This window comes from Paenibacillus pasadenensis (assembly GCF_002864175.1).
Classification (GTDB): Bacteria; Bacillota; Bacilli; order Paenibacillales; family Paenibacillaceae; genus Paenibacillus_O; species Paenibacillus_O pasadenensis.
The window spans coordinates 2,489,340-2,506,834 of record NZ_NFEZ01000004.1 but is presented as its reverse complement, the minus strand read 5'-3'; the positions used below and the strand labels follow the sequence as shown (position 1 = coordinate 2,506,834).

Below are 17,495 nucleotides of genomic sequence, written 5' to 3'. Positions count from 1 at the left end.
CATGCGATTCCTTCCCTCTCGATCGCGCGCCGCGCGCATGCGGCTGGCCGCCGCTGCGCTTGTCCTCCTGCTGCTCGCGAGCCTGCTGCCGCAGGCTGCCGCGGCTGCGGCTCCGGCGCCGAGCAAGCCCGACCGTCCCGTCCAGGTGTTCGACGTCCGCGCCGGCAAGGTCGTGCAGTCGTTTCCGAATGAGGACGCGTACCAGCAGATCGCCCGCGCCTGGCTGGACGCGGCCGAAGGGCTGTCGCCCAATCTGTCCCCGGACGATGACTGCGGCTATGTGTTCCGCATCCCGCTGCGGAAGCCCGCCTCGGTGAAGGTCGGCAGCCTGCGCCTGACCGCCGAGGACGTGTTCCTGTTCTATTGCCCCGAGCGCGAGCCGGAGCTGCTCGTGTTCGACGAGCGCAAGAAGCCGTACCTGCTGACCGCCCGCCCCGATCTGCGGCCGTTCTTCGAGCGGATCGGCTTCGAGCCCTGACCGCTCCGCTCGACAGTCCGTCCCTCCTCTGCTACCATGGGTGCAGCAAGCCGGAAGCGAGCGCGCGAGCCGCAGCGGTCCGGCCAAGGATGATGATGGAGTGATGACAAGATGAGCAAAAGCCGCTTCGGCGCGGCGGCGCCCGGCATCGTGCCCGCCCGCCGCTTGCAAGGGCTGCCCGAGCAGTTTTTCGCCAAGCTGGTCGGCAAGGCGAACGCCCGCGCCGCGCTCGGCCGGGATGTAATCAATCTCGGCCAGGGCAACCCGGATACGCCGACGCCCGCCCATATCGTGGAGAAGATGCAGCAGGCGTCCGCCGATCCGCGCTACCACCGCTACCCGCCGTTCCGCGGCTTTCCGTTCCTGAAGGAAGCGGTCGCGCTGCGGTACAAGGAGGATTACGGCGTCGAGCTCGATCCCGAGACCGAGGTCGCGATCCTGTTCGGCGGCAAGACGGGCCTGATCGAGATCAGCCAGTGCCTGCTCGATCCCGGCGACCTGTGCCTCGTGCCCGATCCGGGCTACCCGGACTACTGGTCCGGCGTCGCGCTGTCGGGCGCGCGCATGTCGTTCATGCCGCTGCGCGAGGAGAACGGCTTCCTGCCGGACTACAGCCGCATCGGCGCGGACGACCGCCGGGACGCCAAGCTGATGTTCTTCAACTATCCGAACAACCCGACCGGAGCGGTCGCGACGCCGGAGTTCTACCGCGAGACGGTCGAGTTCGCCGCGGCGAACGGCATCGTCGCCGCCAGCGACTTTGCCTACGGCGCGCTCGGCTTCGACGGCCGGCGGCCGATCAGCTTCCTCGAGACGCCCGGCGCCAAGGAGGTCGGCGTCGAGTTCTACACGCTGTCCAAGACGTACAACATGGCCGGCTGGCGCGTCGGCTTCGCGCTCGGCAACGCGCGCACCGTCGAGCTCATCAACCTGATCCAGGACCACTATTACTGCAGCCTGTTCGGCGGCATCCAGGAAGCGGCGGCGGCGGCGCTGACCGGCTCCCAGCAGTCGGTGCGCGAGCTCGGCGCCAAGTACGAGTCGCGGCGCGAGGCGCTGTTCGGCGAGCTGGAGCGCATCGGCTGGCAGGCGGAGCGGCCCGGCGGCTCGTTCTTCTGCTGGCTGCCGGTGCCGAAGGGCATGACGTCGGAGCAGTTCGCCGACATCGCGCTCGAGCAGGCCGACGTCGTCGTCGCGCCCGGCGTCGGCTTCGGCCGGCACGGCGAAGGCTACGTGCGGCTCGGCCTGCTGACGGACGAGGATCGGCTGCGCGAGGCGGCCGCCCGCATCGGCAGGCTCGGCCTGTTCGGCTAAGGCCGCTTCCGGCCCGCCCGGCTGTCCCGCCCGCATCGGCAGGCTCGGCCTGTTCGTCTGCGGGCGGCCGAGTGCCGGGGAGGCGGAGCCCCGCCTCCCCGCTCGCGGTCCTTTACGGCTTTACAGTGCCCGGGCGTCATGGTATGCTGGGTTCAATTCAACACGTTAGACGCTGTGAAGGGAAACGACAGAATCCCGCTGCGCCTCAGAGAGCGGTCTCCATCGGCTGGGAGAGACTGCGGCGCCAGCCTTCTGCACCCGTCCCGGAGCGCCCGGCGAGGAGCCGGACAGCGCCCTCTGTTACAAGGGCACCGAGCGGGACGGCTTTGCCGTCCAAGTTTAAGGTGGTACCGCGGAAGCAGCAGCTTTCGTCCTTTAGAGGACGAAAGCTTTTTTTGTTTCCGCCGCGTCCACGCCATTTTTGCCGAGCAAGAGAGGAGCAGCACGATGAGCGCTGACAGACGCGTCGTCAAGATCGGGAGCAGCTCGCTGACGAGTCCCGAAGGCGGATTGAACAAGGAAAAGCTGGCCTTTTACGCCGGAGAGCTGGCCGCCCTCCACCGGCAGGGCCGCGAGGTGCTGCTCGTCACCTCCGGCGCCGTCGCCGCAGGATTCCGGGCGATCGGCTACGCCGCGCGGCCGAAGCTGCTGCATGAAAAGCAGGCCGCGGCCGCCGTCGGCCAGGCGCTGCTCATGCAGGCCTACCAGGAGGCGCTCGCGGCCGAGGGCGTCCGCTGCGCGCAGCTGCTGCTGACGCGGCCGGACTTCACGGCCCGCGGCCGAGGGCGCAACGCGATGATGACGATCGACGAGCTGCTGCGGCAGGGCGTCATTCCGATCATCAACGAAAACGACACGGTGTCCACCGACGAGCTGAAGTTCGGCGACAACGACATGCTGTCCGCGCTCGTCGCCAATCTGGTCGGCGCGCGGCAGCTGATCATCGTCACCGACACGGACGGCCTCTATACGGCCGATCCCCGCCACGATCCGTCGGCGCGCAAGATCGAGCGCGTCGAGACGATCACCGGCGAGCTGATGGGACTTGCCGGCGGAGCCGGCTCAAGCGTCGGCACCGGCGGCATGCGCTCCAAGATCGAGGCCGCGCGCATCGCGATGCGCGGCGGCGTGCCGGCGTTCATCGGCCGCGTGCTGGAGCCGGGCGAGCTGCTGCTCGCCGCATCCGGCAGCGGCAAAGGCACCTATTTCGAATCGCGGGAGCATCATCTGCCGGTCAAGAAGCAGTGGCTCGGCTTCCACTCGATGCCGAGCGGCCGCATCGCCGTCGACGCCGGCGCGGAGCGCGCCCTCGTCAGCGGCGGCAAGAGCCTGCTGCCCGCAGGCGTCACTGCCATGAGCGGCGACTTCCATCCCGGCGACGTCGTCGAGGTGACGGATGCGGAAGGCCGCCTGATCGGCCGCGGCATCGTCAACTACGACTGCTGGCAGCTGCGGGCGGCGGCCGGTCTCGGCTCGGACGAGGTGCGCCGGCGCATCGACATCGCCCGCATCGAGGTCATCCACCGCGACGAATGGATCACGCTCGCCTGACGGCAGCGTCCACATTCGAAAAACATTCAAAACGGGCTCCGGCCCGACAAGGAGGAAACGACATGAGCATGCAAGCCAGCTTGTCCGCCGCTCAGGAGGAAGCCCGCCGCAAGGCGGCCGCCGCGCGCAAGGCCGCATCGCGGCTCGCCGTGCTGACGACGGCGCAGAAGGACGAGGCGCTCGCGCGCATGGCGGACGCGCTGCTGGAGCGCTCCGCCGAGCTGATCGCCGCCAATGCGATCGATCTGAAAACAGGCGAGGAGAACGGCACCGCCCCCTCCCTGCTTGACCGGCTGAAGCTGACGCCGGAGCGGATCGAGGCGATCGCCGAGGGCGTGCGCCAGGTGATCGGCCTGCCCGACCCGGTCGGACGGACCGTGCAGGCGATCGAGCGGCCGAACGGCCTTTCGATCGAGCAGGTGACGGTGCCGCTCGGCGTCATCGGCATGATCTACGAGGCGCGCCCGAACGTGACCGTCGACGCGGCGGCGCTCTCGCTCAAGACCGGCAACGCCGTCGTCCTGCGCGGCGGCAGCGCCGCGCTGCAGACGAACCTCAAGACGGCGGAGATTCTGCGCTCCGCGCTCGCCGGCTCGGCCATCCCGCCCGAAGCGCTGCAGCTGATCGAGGATCCGAGCCGCGCCTCCGCCGACGCGATGCTCAAGCTGAGCGGGCTGCTCGACGTCATCATCCCGCGCGGCGGAGCGGCGCTCATCCGCAATGTCGTCGAAAACGCGACCGTGCCCGTCATTGAGACCGGCGCCGGAATCTGCCATACTTATGTGCATGAGGATGCGAACGCGGACATGGCGGTGTCCATCGCGGTCAACGCCAAAGCCCAGCGGCCGTCGGTATGCAATTCGATGGAGACGCTGCTGCTGCATCGCCGCTTCGCCGAGCGCGGGCTCGCCCGCATCGCCGAGGCGATGAAGGAAGCCGGCGTCGAGCTGAAGGGCTCGCCGGACGCGCTTGCCCTGCTCGGCAGCGGCGCGGCGCGTCCGGCAACGGACGCGGACTACGCCACGGAGTACAACGACTACGTGCTCAACATCCGGATCGTCGACAGCCTCGAGGAGGCGCTGGAGCATATCGAGCGCTTCGGCACGCGCCACTCGGAGTGCATCGTAACCGAGAGCGCCGCGGCCGCGGGCGAGTTCCTCGACCGCGTCGATGCGGCGGCCGTCTACCACAACGCCTCGACCCGCTTCACGGACGGGTTCGAATTCGGCTATGGCGCAGAAATCGGCATCAGCACGCAAAAGCTCCATGTGCGCGGTCCGATGGGGCTGCCGGCGCTGACATCCACCAAGTACCGCATCCGCGGAACCGGCCAGGTACGAGGCTGATTCCCCCATTCAAGGAGGCAACTGAACCGATATGACGACGCAATCCGCGGCCGGCGCTTCGCCGGCCGCTCCCGATACGCAGCTGCAGCAGCTGCGCTTCTGCTTCTACGGCGCCGGCTCGATGGCCGAAGCCGTCGCCCGCGGCATGACCGGCCGCAAGCTGTGCCCGCCCGAGCAGATCGGCATGTTCAACCGCAGCGGCGGCCAGCGGCTCGCCGACCTGCGCGCCCTGTACGGCGTGACGACCGCCGAGACGCCGGAGGACAAGGACCGCCTGCTGGCCGAGGCCGATGTCGTGATTTTGAGCATGAAGCCGAAGGACGCCGAGGAGGCGCTCCGCTCCGTCGCCGCCACGCTGCGGCCGGGGCAGCTGATCGTCTCGATGATCGCCGGGCTGTCGATCCGCACGATCCAGGCTCTGCTCGGCCAGCCGCTCGCGGTCGTGCGCACGATGCCCAATACGTCCAGCTCGATCGGCCTCGGCGCGACCGGCCTCAGCTTCTCCGGCGAGGTCAGCGACGAGCAGCGCCGCATCGGCGAGCAGCTGTTCCGCTCCGTCGGCATGACGGTCACGGTCGAGGAGCCGCTGCTCGAAGCGGTGACCGGCGTATCCGGCAGCGGCCCGGCGTATCTGTACTACATCATGGAGTCGATGATCCAGGCCGGCGTCGAGCTGGGGCTGGACAGCGGCCTCGCGCGCGAGCTGACCGTGCAGACGATGCTCGGCGCCGCCGAGATGATGCGGATCACCGGCGAGCAGCCGGCCGAGCTGCGCCGCCAGGTGACGAGCCCGGGCGGCACGACCCAGGCGGCGATCGCGCTCATGGAGGAGCACGGAGTCGGCCTGCATTTCCGCCAAGGGATGAAAAAATCGTCGCAGCGCGCCTCCGAAATCGGACGCGATCTGGAAAGGAGCGTACTCGGTGACTGAATCGACGAACCGAGCCGGCATGTGCGTCGCGACGTACCGCGTCCATGACGACAAGGCCGACTTCGCCAAGAAAGCCCAGTCCATCGCCGTCGGCCTGACGGTCGGCAGCTGGACCGATCTGCCGGAGCTGCGCAAGGCCGAGATGGAAAAGCATCTCGGCCGCGTCGTCTCCGTCGAGGAGCATGCGGGAGACGGCACGCCGGGCAGCCGGCATGCCGACATCCGCATCGCCTATCCCGACCTCAACTTCAGCCGCGACATCCCTGCCCTGCTCGTCACCGTCTTCGGCAAGCTGTCGATGGACGGACGGGTCAAGCTGCTCGATCTCGACGTGTCCGACGGCTTCCAGAGCGCCTTCGCCGGTCCAAAATTCGGCATCGCCGGCGTGCGCGAGCAGCTCGGCGTCCACGGCCGCCCACTGCTGATGAGCATCTTCAAGTCCGTCATCGGCCACGATCTGCGCGGGCTCGAGGAGCAGTTCTACCAGCAGGCTCTCGGCGGCGTCGATCTGATCAAGGACGACGAGATCCTGTTCGAGAACGACGAGATCGGCATCGACCGCCGCGTCGCCGTCTGCATGGAGGCTGCCCGGCGGGCGTCGCAGCAGACCGGCCAGAAGCTGCTCTACGCCGTCAACCTGACCGGCCCGACGTCGCGGCTGCATGACCAGGCCCGCCGCGCGATCGCCGAGGGAGCCAACGCGCTGCTGTTCAACGCGCTCGCCTACGGCTACGACGCGCTGCATGAGCTCGCGGCCGATCCGTCGGTGAACGTGCCGATCGCCGCCCATCCGGCGATGGCCGGCGCGTTTTATCCGTCGCCGCATTACGGCATCGCCGCCCCGCTGCTGCTCGGCAAGCTGATGCGGCTCGCCGGCGCCGATCTCGTGCTCTTCCCTTCTCCGTATGGCTCGGTCGTCATGCCGAAGGAAGAGAATCTCGCGATCACCGCGGCGCTGCTCGACCCGTCCCGTCCGATGCGGACGAGCTTCCCCGTGCCGTCCGCCGGCATCCACCCCGGCCTCGTGCCGCTGCTGCTGCGCGACTTCGGCATCGAGTCGGTCGTCAATGCCGGCGGCGGCGTGCACGGCCATCCGGGCGGCGCCGCCGCCGGCGGACAAGCGTTCCGCCAGGCGATCGACGCCGCGATGGCGGGCATTCCGCTGCAGCAGGCGGCGCAGGAGCCGGGACGCGAGGCGCTGCGCGCCGCCGTCGACGCCTGGGGAGTGCGCGAGGCCTGAGGCTTCGCGGCATCCGCCCCGCGAATTTCGCAACCGCAACCGAGAAAGAAGGCTTAGAGCGATGAGCATGGAACCGAAAAAACAAGTGCTGTTCTGCGACTTCGACGGCACGATCACCGAGAACGACAATATCGTCGCGATCATCAAGCAGTTCGATCCGGACGGCTGGCGGCAGCTCGTGCAGGACACGGTCGACCAGCGCATCTCCGTCCAGGAGGGCGTCGGCTCGCTGTTCCGCCTCCTGCCGGCCTCGCTGAAGGACGAGGTCGTCCGCTATTCGATCGCCAATGCCGTCATCCGAGACGGCTTCCGCGAGCTGCTCGCCTATTGCCGGGAGCAGGACATCGACTTCTACGTCACGAGCGGCGGCATCGATTTCTTCGTCTACCCGCTGCTGGAGCCGTTCGGCATCCCGCATGACCATATCTATTGCAACGGGGCCGACTTCTCGGGCGAGCGCATCGAGATCGTCTGGCCGCATCCATGCGACGACGGCTGTCCGAACGGCAGCTGCGGCATGTGCAAGACGGCGGTCATGCGCCGGTTTCCGGCGGAGCGCTACGAGCGCATCCTGATCGGCGACAGCGTCACCGACTTCGAGGGCGCGAAGCTCGCCGATCACGTCTTCTCGCGCGCCCAGCTGACGGCCAAGTGCCGCGAGCTCGGCCTGCCGCATGAGGAGTTCGCGACGTTCCATGACGTCGTGCGCGACCTGCAGGAGCGCCGGCCAGCCCATCAAGAAAGGACGCGTCAATCATGAGCGATTTTCAAGAGCATCTCGCGAAGCTGGAGGACAAGCAGCGCGCCTACGCCGAGCTGGCCGAGGTCAAGGAGCTGTTCGCCTCGCGCGGCTGGTTCGCCGGCACGAGCGGCAATCTGTCGGTGCGCGTCGGAGACTTCAACCCGGGGAGCTTCCAGTTCGCCGTCACGGCGAGCGGCAAGGACAAGTCGAAGCGCACCGCGGAGGACTTCCTGCTCGTCGACCAGAACGGCAAGCCGAGCGAGCCGACGGCGCTGAAGCCGTCCGCCGAGACGCTGATCCACTGCGAGATCTACCGTCTAACCGGAGCCGGCGCCATCTTCCATATCCATTCCGTCTTCAGCAACGTCGTCTCCGAGTGGTTCTGGGAGCGGCGCTCGGTGCCGGTCGCCGGCGTCGAGCTCATCAAGGGGCTCGGCATTTGGGAGGAAGAAGCGCAGATCGAGATTCCGATCGTACCGAACTACGCCGACATCCCGCGCATCGTGCCGGAAATTACCGACGCGCTCCAGCCTCGCCTGCCGGGCGTGCTGCTGCGCAAGCACGGCATCTACGCCTGGGGCAAGGACGCCTTTGAGGCGAAGCGCCATCTCGAGTCGTTCGAATTCCTGTTCGAATACGTCTATCGCTGGGAGCTGCTGCAGGGCAGCCGTCGATAAGCGGCCCTATTCCCTCGCGAACGAAAAGCAACCAGGCACGGCTGCTCCGGCAGCCGTGCCTGGTTGTTTTTGTCGGGCCTCGACAAGTCGGCTGAAGCATGCCAAGCTCAGCCTGGCCACTCGCCGCCCGGATAAAGCGTCGAGCGGTACAGGCGCTTGGGCTGGGGCAGCGCATGCCCCGGGCGCCTAGCCGTCAGATCGATCGCGGCGCTGCCGAAGATCGCCGCTCTCTCATCGTTGTAAACGATGACCTGCTCCGTACCTGTGCCGGCGAGATCGCCATGCACGGCATACCCTTCCGCCGGAAATTCCGCCACTACGTTCATATGGCCGTCGTAGAGGGACGGCCATACGCCTCCACCGCGCCGATAGGCGAGGATGTAGTCCTGCCGCGAATCCGGCTCCCAATGCTGCAGCGTTTCCGCGATCGTCAGCCAGCCGTCGGTCCGACGGTCCTCCTTCCACAGCTGAGCGCCGCTCGAATCGAGCAGGAACAGCGCATCCTTTCCTCTCAGCCCCTTGCCGTCGTCTTCCCGGACGAGCCGGTCCAGTCCCGCGATCTGCAGCCCGGGAAGCTCCGGGCGGAACTTGCCGAGCGCGATATGCTGGGACTCGATCGAGTCCGCATGCCGCCACAGCTCCTGTCCGTCGCGGCTGTACATGACCGTCACGCTGCCTCCGACGACAACCTCCGGAATTCCGTCTCCGTCGACATCGCCGAACCAGATGCAGTCGGCATGATCCTCGAGGCCGCTGCAGCTCCATCTCCTCCGGCCTGTATGATCGAGCAGATCGTATCCCGCCATGATTTCGTCGAAGCCGTCTCCATCCAGATCGCCAGCCCATGGAAAATGGCCCGGATTGCCCTCGTACGTCCAAAGCAGGTTGAATCGGTTGTCCATCGCCCACAGCTTATGGTAGCGGTCTTTCAGGATGAGGTCCGAAGCGCGCGGGCCTCCGCTCAGATTGGCGATGATCAGGCAGTCATGCGCATGGGGAGACGGCAGCTCATGAGACGCTTTCTGCGCTCCCGTCGCGCCGTCCAGCACGACAATGCGATCGTTCATGACGCAGAGCACCTCCAGCCGCCCGTCGCCGTCCCAATCGTACACCTGGGCCGGATAGTCGGAGCCCTGGCTTCCCGCTCGAGGATCCGGTTTGCCGGCTTGCCAAAGCCGGTTCCCGTCCAGGTCGAAGGCCGTCACGCATTGCACTTGATGCGGAATATGACGGACATCCTGCCGGTTGTCGGGCTGCACGAGCACGAGCTCCATCCGGCCGTCGGCGTCCAGGTCCCCGAGCAGCATCTTGCATCTCGGGCCTGCCGGGCTGATGTCTAGCTCGGCCAAGCGCGCCGCTCCTTCCTGTCTGCTGCGTTTCATCGGCCACTCTCCTTTAACATAATCGCGCCGCTGCCCGGAATCGCCGGCCGCTCGGGCAGCGCATCGCCGAGCAGCTCCAGGCAAATGATCGCATTGAGCGACCACTGCGAAGCCTCGTTCGTATTCATCCAGTCGATCTCTCGCAGCTCGTCGACATAAGAGACAGTCTGCGCGTCGTTGACCAGATCGACGGTCGCAAACGGATGCTCCATCAGGAACGACCAGGCCAGCCGGGCCGTCCGCTCCTCTTGCCTGTACGAAGCTCCGTAAGCGACGAGGGCAAGCGTCAGAACGGGATGCCCGAAGCTGCTCGCGCTGATCTTCCCGCCGGTGATGTCATCCTTCTCCTCCTGCGGCAGATGATAGAACAAGCCGAAGTCGGCCATCATCTCGTTCCACTGCGGGTCCTTCAGCATGCCGGCCAGCTCCATCCACACTTGCGGTCCGCCCATGCACACCGCCAGATGGCGCCCCCAATTGTCGTCTCCCAGCGGCGTCAGCCGGCCCGTCTGCGGGTCGTAGCCGTACGTCGGGCCGGAGATGAGGCCGAAGCTCGCCTGCTTGATGCATGCGATGCCCGTCAGCAGCTTGTCTCGATAAGCCGCGTCCTCGAAGCGCTCCCAGCGGGTCATCCAGTTCGAGCTGAACGCCGCCCAGTCCGGCCCGACGCGGGCATGCGTCGGATGCTCGTCTTTCGGAAAATACGCTCTCATCGGGTCGAGCGAGACGGTGGTGTAATCGGCATCCTTCACTTCCTCCATCATGTCGCCGATCCGCTCGTCGGCGGTCAGATAATAATAATAGCGATGCAGGCCGGCCATGCTGATGCGAGCCTCCTTGCAGCCGCAGCCCCAATGGACGACATTGTGGCGCGATCCGAGTCCGGCGTATTCGCCGAAGTGATAGACGTCCACCTCGCTCGTATGGCGCGTCATCGCCTCCGCCAGGCGGAAGATGTCCTCCCGGCCCGAACGCAGGAACATGAGCCATAGCCACATGTTCGGCACGAGCTCCGTATTCTGCCAGGCGCAGCCGCCGAGGTCGTAGTTCCATACATGGCGGGCGGGATCGTAGCTGTGCATGAAGTCGCCGTAGTCCCAGAAGCCGTACCAGCGCCGCTGCTCGATTTCCCGCTGATAAAACGCGATGATGCCGTCCAGCTGCCGCTCCAGATGCGCTTTGGCCTCCGTACCGCGGTCGGGCAGGCTCCAGATGCCGAAGGCGCCTTGACGGTGGAAATGCTCCGGCTCGCATGCCAGCTGCGGCGGCGACTCGTTGTGTTCCGCCAGCCGCTCGAGCCGCTCGGGCGTCGGCGTGGACGCGCAGCCCCACAGCGTCAGCTCGTTCGTATTGGCGACGCCGTACGGCGTCGCCCGCATTTCCTCGGCGCCTTCGTAGGAAGACTCGACATGCGTCTCAGTGTCGTAATGGCGCATGTCCATGGCAGGGGCGTCCGGTGACCAGAACCAGGCGGTCAGCGCCGCCTCCGCGCCGAGCATCCCCTCGACTTCGAGGGCGGAAGGATGCTTGCGCCAGAAGTCGCGCATCGTTGCCGCGAGGCCGCCGCCTCGGCTGCCTGCGTAGACGACGCCGCGAGCGCGGCGTCCTTCCGCCGCCTTGATCCAGCTGCAGCCCGGCTTGGTGCGCTTGAGCATCCGATAGCTGTCGGCCGAGTGCTGCGTCAGCTTGAAGCTGTCCCAGGAGGCGGATTCCTCGAGCAGCCCGAGAAAATAACCGTCGTTCACTTGCTCCTCGAGCAGCCATTCCCCTCTCAGCTGCCGCTCGAACAGCTCCAAATAAGGGCCTTTCGTACGGCGCGTATGCAGCGTCTTGGCGGCTTCGCTCCAGAATCCGCTGTCTCCGGCGAAGCGGACATGGCGGTTGTAGTGAGGCCCGCGCATCGGCACGGAGAAGCGAATTCCGAGCCCTTTGACGAAGTCCTGGCTCGGATTGCCGTCGTAAAAGAACGTGTGCACGATCCGGATCGTCTCGAGCCCCGCGTAGGCGTACAGCCGCAGCGAGAACGGCAGCCACTCGCCCGTGCTGGCCGGCCCGGCCGGCCCGTCGTCGGCCCGATGCCGACCGGACAGCTTCAGGACGGCCCGCGCCGGCCCTTGCTGCTCCAGCTCCACCCTGGCGATCCGCGACCGAAAGCGTTCTTGCCGATACGTCCTGCTTCCGGACAGCTCGCTCCTCGTTTCCCGCATGGCGATCAGCTCAGCCCTCCCGCCGATCGGCACGCCATTCCGGAAGATGCCGTCGATGATTGCGCTTCCTGTCTTCGGAACCCGGAACGAAATGACGCCCGTATCGACATCGACATGCTCCTCCGTCTCCGTCACGCTCAGCGCCGGAGCAGCGGCCATCGTTCGCGCCGATCCGCGCCGAACGGAATATTCGGCCGCCGCATCGGCGGGAAAGGCCGCCGCATGCGCCGTCCATTTGACGCTGCCGTCCGGCCAGTAGGCGGCCGGCCAGCTTTGCAGCGCTGGCGGAGCGCTGCCGTCCCCCGACTCCAGCGCCAGCTCCTCGCCGCGCCTCAGCTCCCCTTCCTTCCACGGCATTCCCCATGCGACTCCTGCGGGCAAAACAGGCGCTTCCTTCAGCCAGCGTAAACATGCCTTCGTCGTACCGCTCATAGCCTCATCTCCTGCCGAGATAGTTTGCAGACGGTTTCATTATATCGGCGCCTGTTTTCCCGGCAATCGGACAATCTTGCAGGAGGCGCGCAGGCTCCTTGCACCGTCCAGCCCGGGCTAGCACTTTTTTGCCGGCCGGCCTCGCCGATCGGCTTCGCCTTGCCTGCCAGGTGACGCGTCACTCCGGCCGGCTCAACATGCGGTAGCGCGTTGGCGTCATGCCCTCCAGCTTTTTGAAGATGCGGTTGAAATAGCTGTGCTGATAGCCGACCTGCTCGGCGATGTCCTGGATTTTCAGCTCGGACTCGCGCAGCAGCTCCTTCGCCTTGTCGACCCGCAGCCCGGTCAAGTAATCGATGAAATTCACGCCGGTCACCTGCTTGAACGATTTGCTGAGGAAAAATGGATTGGTGCCGATATGGTCGGCGCAATGATCGAGCGAAATGTCGCGCATGTAATTCCGCTGCAGGAAAAGCACCGCTTGCTCGATCAGGCGTCTCGTCTGGCCATTCGATCGGGTTTCCATCTCTCGGAGGTACGGCTCGAACACTTTGGCCGAAAACCATTCGCAGGCATGCTCGGGCTCCTTGATCTGCGACAGCTGCTCGTACAGATTGGCTCCCTTGTACAACCGACTCGGCTGGATGCCGGAAGCGAGAATCGCGTGCTGGACCGAGCCGAGCAGCTGCAGCATGCCTTGGTGGACGTCGATCGCCTTCGCTCCCGCCACCGAAAGCGATTGCTGGAACTCGCCCAGCAGCGTCTTGGCGTCCGCCGCCTGCCCGGCGCGCAGCGCCTGCAGCAGCTCGCGCTCCAGCGCGAACGGATAGGTCGGCGCCGGCGAGCCCTCCCAGTCCGACTGCTCCATGTCGATGACCTGGTTCGCATCGTCGAAGTTGCGGAAGCTGGCCGCTTGCTTCACCGCTTCGAAGGCGCGCGGAACGTCGCTCGCCCGCATCATGGAGCGGCTGATCGCGACCGTCACGTTCAGATGGAGCAGGCGGTTGACGGACTGCATCAATTCTTCGCAGAACGATCGGATCTTCGCTGCGAACGATCCCCCCTCGGGCAGGATCAGCAGCAGCCCCGAGCCGAGATCATGGAAGTTGATCGCGTTGTACTGCTCGAAGTACCGCGCGGCCGTCTCGTCGATGATGTTGACCGAGGCGAATGTCACCAGCCCTTCGTCCCCTTGCTTGAACTTGCCCTCCAAGCTGGCGATGCCGCTCAGCTGCACGTACAGCACGATGAACTGCCTGTTGCGGACGTCCCATTTGTACCGTTCCAGGCGCGAGAGCAGATCCTCTTCCGAGTAGGCGTAAAGATAGCCTTGCAGCAGCTGATGCAGGAAGCTCTCCTTGACGTAGGGCAATTGCTCGGTCAGCCTGGCGTTCAGCTCGCGGCTTTCGCGGCTCAGGTCGCGCCAATGCCTTTCGATCAGCGTGAACTCGTCCTCCCTCGCCTCTCCTTGTCCGCCATGCGGAATGAGGCTGCCCATCAGCCGCTTGATCGGCGAATAGATCCGGCCGGAAGCGAGCCAGGCGAGCAGCAGTCCGAGCAGCAGCGCGCTGACGCTGACGCCGAGGATGATTCTGGAGACGAATACGACCGGAGCGGTGATCGTCGTGATCGGCGAGGCGGATACATACATCCACGGGTCCATGATGCGTCCAAACTGTCCGGATGTAACCGCGTACGTCCTGCCGTCCCAATCCAAAAGAAAAGAGCCTGTCCCTCCGTCATCCGTCGAGATCCGAGCCCTCAGCGCCGCAATGAACGGCGAGTCCGCGGCATGGCCGTGAGCGGAGACGAACAGGCCGCCGTCCGCGCCGACCAGGAAGTTGTCGCCGTCATCATAGGGAGCGAGCGCCAGCAGCGCTTCCGCCACCTGCTCGCGGTCCAGCCGGGCGACGAGCGCGCCGAACGGCTTCAGGCTGCTTCCGGGAATTGGATGGACGAAGGCCAGCTCCCGCTGCTGAGGCTTGGCCGGATCAAAGGCGAGCTGCGTCCAGTACGTCGTCTTGTTCCCGTTTGCCAGCAAGCTGTCGTAAAGGCCGATCACACGTTCATCCTGCAGCGAGGAATACTCCGGATCGAACAAGATCGGCTGCTCGCCCTGCAAGTAGAGGCTGACGCTGCCGATCATGGCGTTCGAGCCTTGCATGACGAGCAGCGTGCTCGTCAAGTCGCGGGTCCGGATGAAGTCGCGGACGAAGTCATGATCCTGCAGCGAATAGTCGAATCGGGTGTCGAATGCCCAGTGCGACAGCATCATTTCCAGATTCGCAAGCTGCGCGTCCATCGTGCGCGCCCGCTGCTCGATCTGGCCGACATGCTGCTGGAGCAGCTCCTTCTCGAGATTCCCTCCCGCCATCGCATACACCAATACGCTCGTGATGATGCCGGGTATGCTTGCGACGACGAGAAGCAGAATCAGGCTTTTCCGATAATAGCTGCCTGCGCCTCGCGTTAGACGAGCGGCAATCGTTCTCCCCTGCACTCTTTCGCCCCCTACTTTTTTGTAAGCGGATTCAAAAACGCCCGGCCAGAAGATGCATCCAGCATAACCGGAACGGCCTGGATGAACCAGTTTGAAAACCGACTTTTTCCGTTAAAAAGCCGTCTACATCGTGTTCTCGATGCAGACGGCCCGGTGTCGCTTTCGCTTTAATTTGCAGCAGCGTAGAGATCGTTGATCTCTTTTACATAGTCGTCGCCGCCGGATTTTTTCCACAGCTCGATGGCCTCTTTCCAGCCCTTCTCGTCGATCTGGCCGACGATGAACTTGATGCGCGCGTCATTGATGATGTTGCCGAGCTGCTGGCCCTTCTGGGAGTATACGGCGGAGATGAACGGAGCGGACGGGTCGGCTACGATCGTCTCCCGATTTTTCGCCATCACCTCGGCCTGTTTCTTGCGCAGCGGCGTCTGCTTTACGTCCAGTCCGAGGTTGGTCGCAGGCGTGAACGGCGCCATCTGGTTGAGTCCCTCGACCTCGGACTCCAGCAGCGCGCTGTCGTCGGACGGCTGGATCGTATTGTCCTCCAATTTTGTATAATGCACGCCTTCGAGACCGGATCCGACGAGCGTCAGGTTTTCCGGCTCGTTCAGCGCATCCAGGAAGGCCAGCACCTTGTCGACCTGCTCCTCCGTTTTTACGCTCGACTTCGGTATCGCCAGCAAGCCTGAGAACCCGGCCGTCGGCAGCGTGCGGATCGAGCCGTCGGGGCTTTTGACCGCGCCGAACACATCCATGTAATGCTCTCGTTTGTCCTCCTTGCCAGCTGCGGCGAGCGCGTCATGAATCCGCAGGTCGGCGCGGGCAGCCCCGTCCACGACGTCGATGATCACGCCAGCCTGGCCATTGACGATCGGATCGGTCCACTTCGCGGAATCCATGACGGCGAAGTCCTGGTTGACGAGCTTCTCGTCGTACAGCTTTTTCATGAATTTGAGCGCTTCGAAGTATTCGTCGTACATGAAGTCCGGCGTCAGCTGGCCGTCCTTAGTCCCCCAGTTGTTCGGCGCGCCGAACCAGAGCTTGATCTGATCGAAGCCCGCCCCCCACGCCGGCGCCCATTTCACCATGACGAGGCCGTACGTATCGTGCTTGCCGTTGCCGTCCGGATCTTTTTCAGTAAACGCTTTCAGCATTTCGTAGAACTCATCGATCGTCGTCGGCTGCTGCAGCCCGACGCTTTCCAGCCAGTCCTGGCGGTAGTAGACGCCGTTGCGGCCGATCTCGCGGCCTCGGTACACGCCGTAATTGCGGCCGTCGATCGAGGCGTTTTTGAGGATGACCGGATCGGATTGGCTCAGATTCGGATACTTTTTCAGCTTGTCGGTCACGTCCCAGAACGCGCCCGCTTTGACGGCGTTGACGAAGCTCGGGCCTTTCACATCGGGCACGTAGAGGATGCTCGGCAAGTTGCCCGAGGCGAGCGTAATGTTGAACTTGTCGCCGTACGAGGCGTTCGGCACCCATTGGAAGTGGATGTCGGTGTTCGTCCGCTTCTCCAGCTCGGCCGCGACCGGACTATCGTCCTTCGGAAAATTCGTCTTGAAAATCGGCAGCATGATGCTCAGCGCCAGCGGCTTGTCCGCGGTCGGCGATGCGTTCGGAGAGCCGCTGGCGGCAGGCGGAGCGGAAGCGGCAGGCTCGTTGCCGCTGCTGTCGGACGCGCAGCCTGCCATAGCGGCGGCGAAGACGGAACTGAGCAGCACAAGCCGGGAAGCGGAACCGGCGAGCGTCGATTTTTTCATTGTGATCTCCTCCTGGAACGGGAATGGCTCAGCCTTTGACGGAACCGAGCAGGACGCCTTTGGCGAAGTGCTTTTGCAGGAACGGGTAGACGCATAGGATCGGAATCGTACCGACGACGATGACGGCCATCTTGATCGACTGGTCCGGCGGAGCGACGAAGCTCGGATCCATCGAGTTCATGTCTCCGGCAGCAGCCTGAGATAAGAGGACGATCTGGCGCAGCATGACCTGCAGCGGCCATTTTTGCGGATCGTTGATGTAGAGCAGCGCCCCGAAAAAGTCGTTCCAATGGCCGACGGCATAAAACAGCGTGAAGGTGGCGAGCACCGGCATCGACAAGGGCAAGACGATGCGGCCGAGCAGGCCGAGCTCCGTGCAGCCGTCGATGCGGCCTGCATCCTCGATCTCTTTCGGGATTTCCTGGAAGAAATTTTTGACGATGATCAGGTTGAACGCGCTGATCGCGCCAGGCAGCATGAGCGACCAGAGGGAATCAAGCAGATGCAGCCCCCGAACGACGAGGTAAGTCGGAATCATGCCGCCGCCGAACAGCATCGAAAAGATGACGAGGTTCAGCACGAAATTCCTCCCCCACAACCCTCTGCGGGCGAGGGCGTAGGCCATCGTCACGGTGAAGAACAGATTGACTGCCGTGCCGATGACGGTGACGTAGACCGATACGCCGATGCTCTGCATGATCGTGTCCGTCGAGAAGATGAACTTGTAGGCATCGAGCGTGAGCGATTCCGGAATGAAGAAGACCGCTCGGCTCGTCAGCTCCGCGTCCGAGGCAAACGAGCCGGCGACGACATACACGAAGGGCAGCACGGCCGCCAAGGCGCATGCGGTCAGGAAGATGATGTTTGCCGCGTCGAAGATCGTCCCGGCGATGCTGCGGTTGCGTTTGGACATGGCTTCCGATCTCCTTTCG

General features: G+C 64.9%; 13 protein-coding genes. 8 read left to right on the top strand and 5 right to left on the bottom strand.

Annotated features, from left to right (window positions below; genetic code table 11):
* The first annotated feature begins 1 nt into the window (after window position 1).
* The 8 genes from B8V81_RS20365 to mtnB all read left to right on the top strand — a co-directional run bounded on the left by B8V81_RS20365 (window position 2) and on the right by mtnB (window position 8,279).
* A complete protein-coding gene (locus B8V81_RS20365) occupies window positions 2-478 on the top strand; it encodes a hypothetical protein (protein ID WP_028599698.1) in 477 nt (158 codons plus the stop codon).
* 111 nt (window positions 479-589) lie between these two features.
* On the top strand, window positions 590-1,792 hold the full coding sequence (locus B8V81_RS20360) for a pyridoxal phosphate-dependent aminotransferase (protein ID WP_101809082.1): 1,203 nt from the start codon (window positions 590-592) through the stop codon (window positions 1,790-1,792).
* A 447-nt stretch (window positions 1,793-2,239) separates the two neighbouring features.
* Window positions 2,240-3,343 (top strand): glutamate 5-kinase, encoded by a 1,104-nt coding sequence (proB, locus tag B8V81_RS20355; RefSeq protein ID WP_219623330.1) that lies wholly within the window; start codon window positions 2,240-2,242, stop codon window positions 3,341-3,343.
* 62 nt (window positions 3,344-3,405) lie between these two features.
* Complete coding sequence (locus B8V81_RS20350; RefSeq protein WP_101809080.1) at window positions 3,406-4,689, top strand: glutamate-5-semialdehyde dehydrogenase; 1,284 nt, start codon at window positions 3,406-3,408, stop codon at window positions 4,687-4,689.
* A gap of 31 nt (window positions 4,690-4,720) precedes the next feature.
* Complete coding sequence (gene proC, locus B8V81_RS20345; protein WP_028599702.1) at window positions 4,721-5,620, top strand: pyrroline-5-carboxylate reductase; 900 nt, start codon at window positions 4,721-4,723, stop codon at window positions 5,618-5,620.
* Window positions 5,621-5,639: 19 nt separating this feature from the next.
* Complete coding sequence (locus B8V81_RS20340; RefSeq protein WP_101809466.1) at window positions 5,640-6,860, top strand: 2,3-diketo-5-methylthiopentyl-1-phosphate enolase; 1,221 nt, start codon at window positions 5,640-5,642, stop codon at window positions 6,858-6,860.
* Window positions 6,861-6,921: 61 nt separating this feature from the next.
* Window positions 6,922-7,620: a 2-hydroxy-3-keto-5-methylthiopentenyl-1-phosphate phosphatase gene (locus tag B8V81_RS20335; protein ID WP_101809079.1), complete on the top strand. Its 699-nt coding sequence runs from the start codon at window positions 6,922-6,924 to the stop codon at window positions 7,618-7,620.
* A complete protein-coding gene (gene mtnB, locus B8V81_RS20330; RefSeq protein ID WP_028599705.1) occupies window positions 7,617-8,279 on the top strand; it encodes a methylthioribulose 1-phosphate dehydratase in 663 nt (220 codons plus the stop codon). Before B8V81_RS20335 ends, mtnB begins: the two co-directional genes overlap by 4 nt.
* Window positions 8,280-8,386: 107 nt before the next feature.
* On the opposite strand, the gene B8V81_RS20325 is transcribed toward mtnB, so the two are convergent.
* The 5 genes from B8V81_RS20325 to B8V81_RS20305 all read right to left on the bottom strand — a co-directional run bounded on the left by B8V81_RS20325 (window position 8,387) and on the right by B8V81_RS20305 (window position 17,476).
* Window positions 8,387-9,661, bottom strand: a complete 1,275-nt coding sequence (locus B8V81_RS20325) for a rhamnogalacturonan lyase family protein (RefSeq protein WP_028599706.1) — start codon at window positions 9,659-9,661, stop codon at window positions 8,387-8,389.
* Window positions 9,658-12,300, bottom strand: a complete 2,643-nt coding sequence (locus B8V81_RS20320; protein ID WP_101809078.1) for an exo-rhamnogalacturonan lyase family protein — start codon at window positions 12,298-12,300, stop codon at window positions 9,658-9,660. The genes B8V81_RS20325 and B8V81_RS20320 overlap by 4 nt, the downstream gene beginning before the upstream one ends.
* A 178-nt stretch (window positions 12,301-12,478) precedes the next feature.
* Window positions 12,479-14,800: an AraC family transcriptional regulator gene (locus B8V81_RS20315; protein WP_101809077.1), complete on the bottom strand. Its 2,322-nt coding sequence runs from the start codon at window positions 14,798-14,800 to the stop codon at window positions 12,479-12,481.
* A gap of 167 nt (window positions 14,801-14,967) precedes the next feature.
* Window positions 14,968-16,563, bottom strand: a complete 1,596-nt coding sequence (locus tag B8V81_RS20310; protein ID WP_101809076.1) for an extracellular solute-binding protein — start codon at window positions 16,561-16,563, stop codon at window positions 14,968-14,970.
* Between the two features lie 28 nt (window positions 16,564-16,591).
* Window positions 16,592-17,476: a carbohydrate ABC transporter permease gene (locus tag B8V81_RS20305; protein ID WP_028599710.1), complete on the bottom strand. Its 885-nt coding sequence runs from the start codon at window positions 17,474-17,476 to the stop codon at window positions 16,592-16,594.
* Window positions 17,477-17,495: the final 19 nt, after the last annotated feature.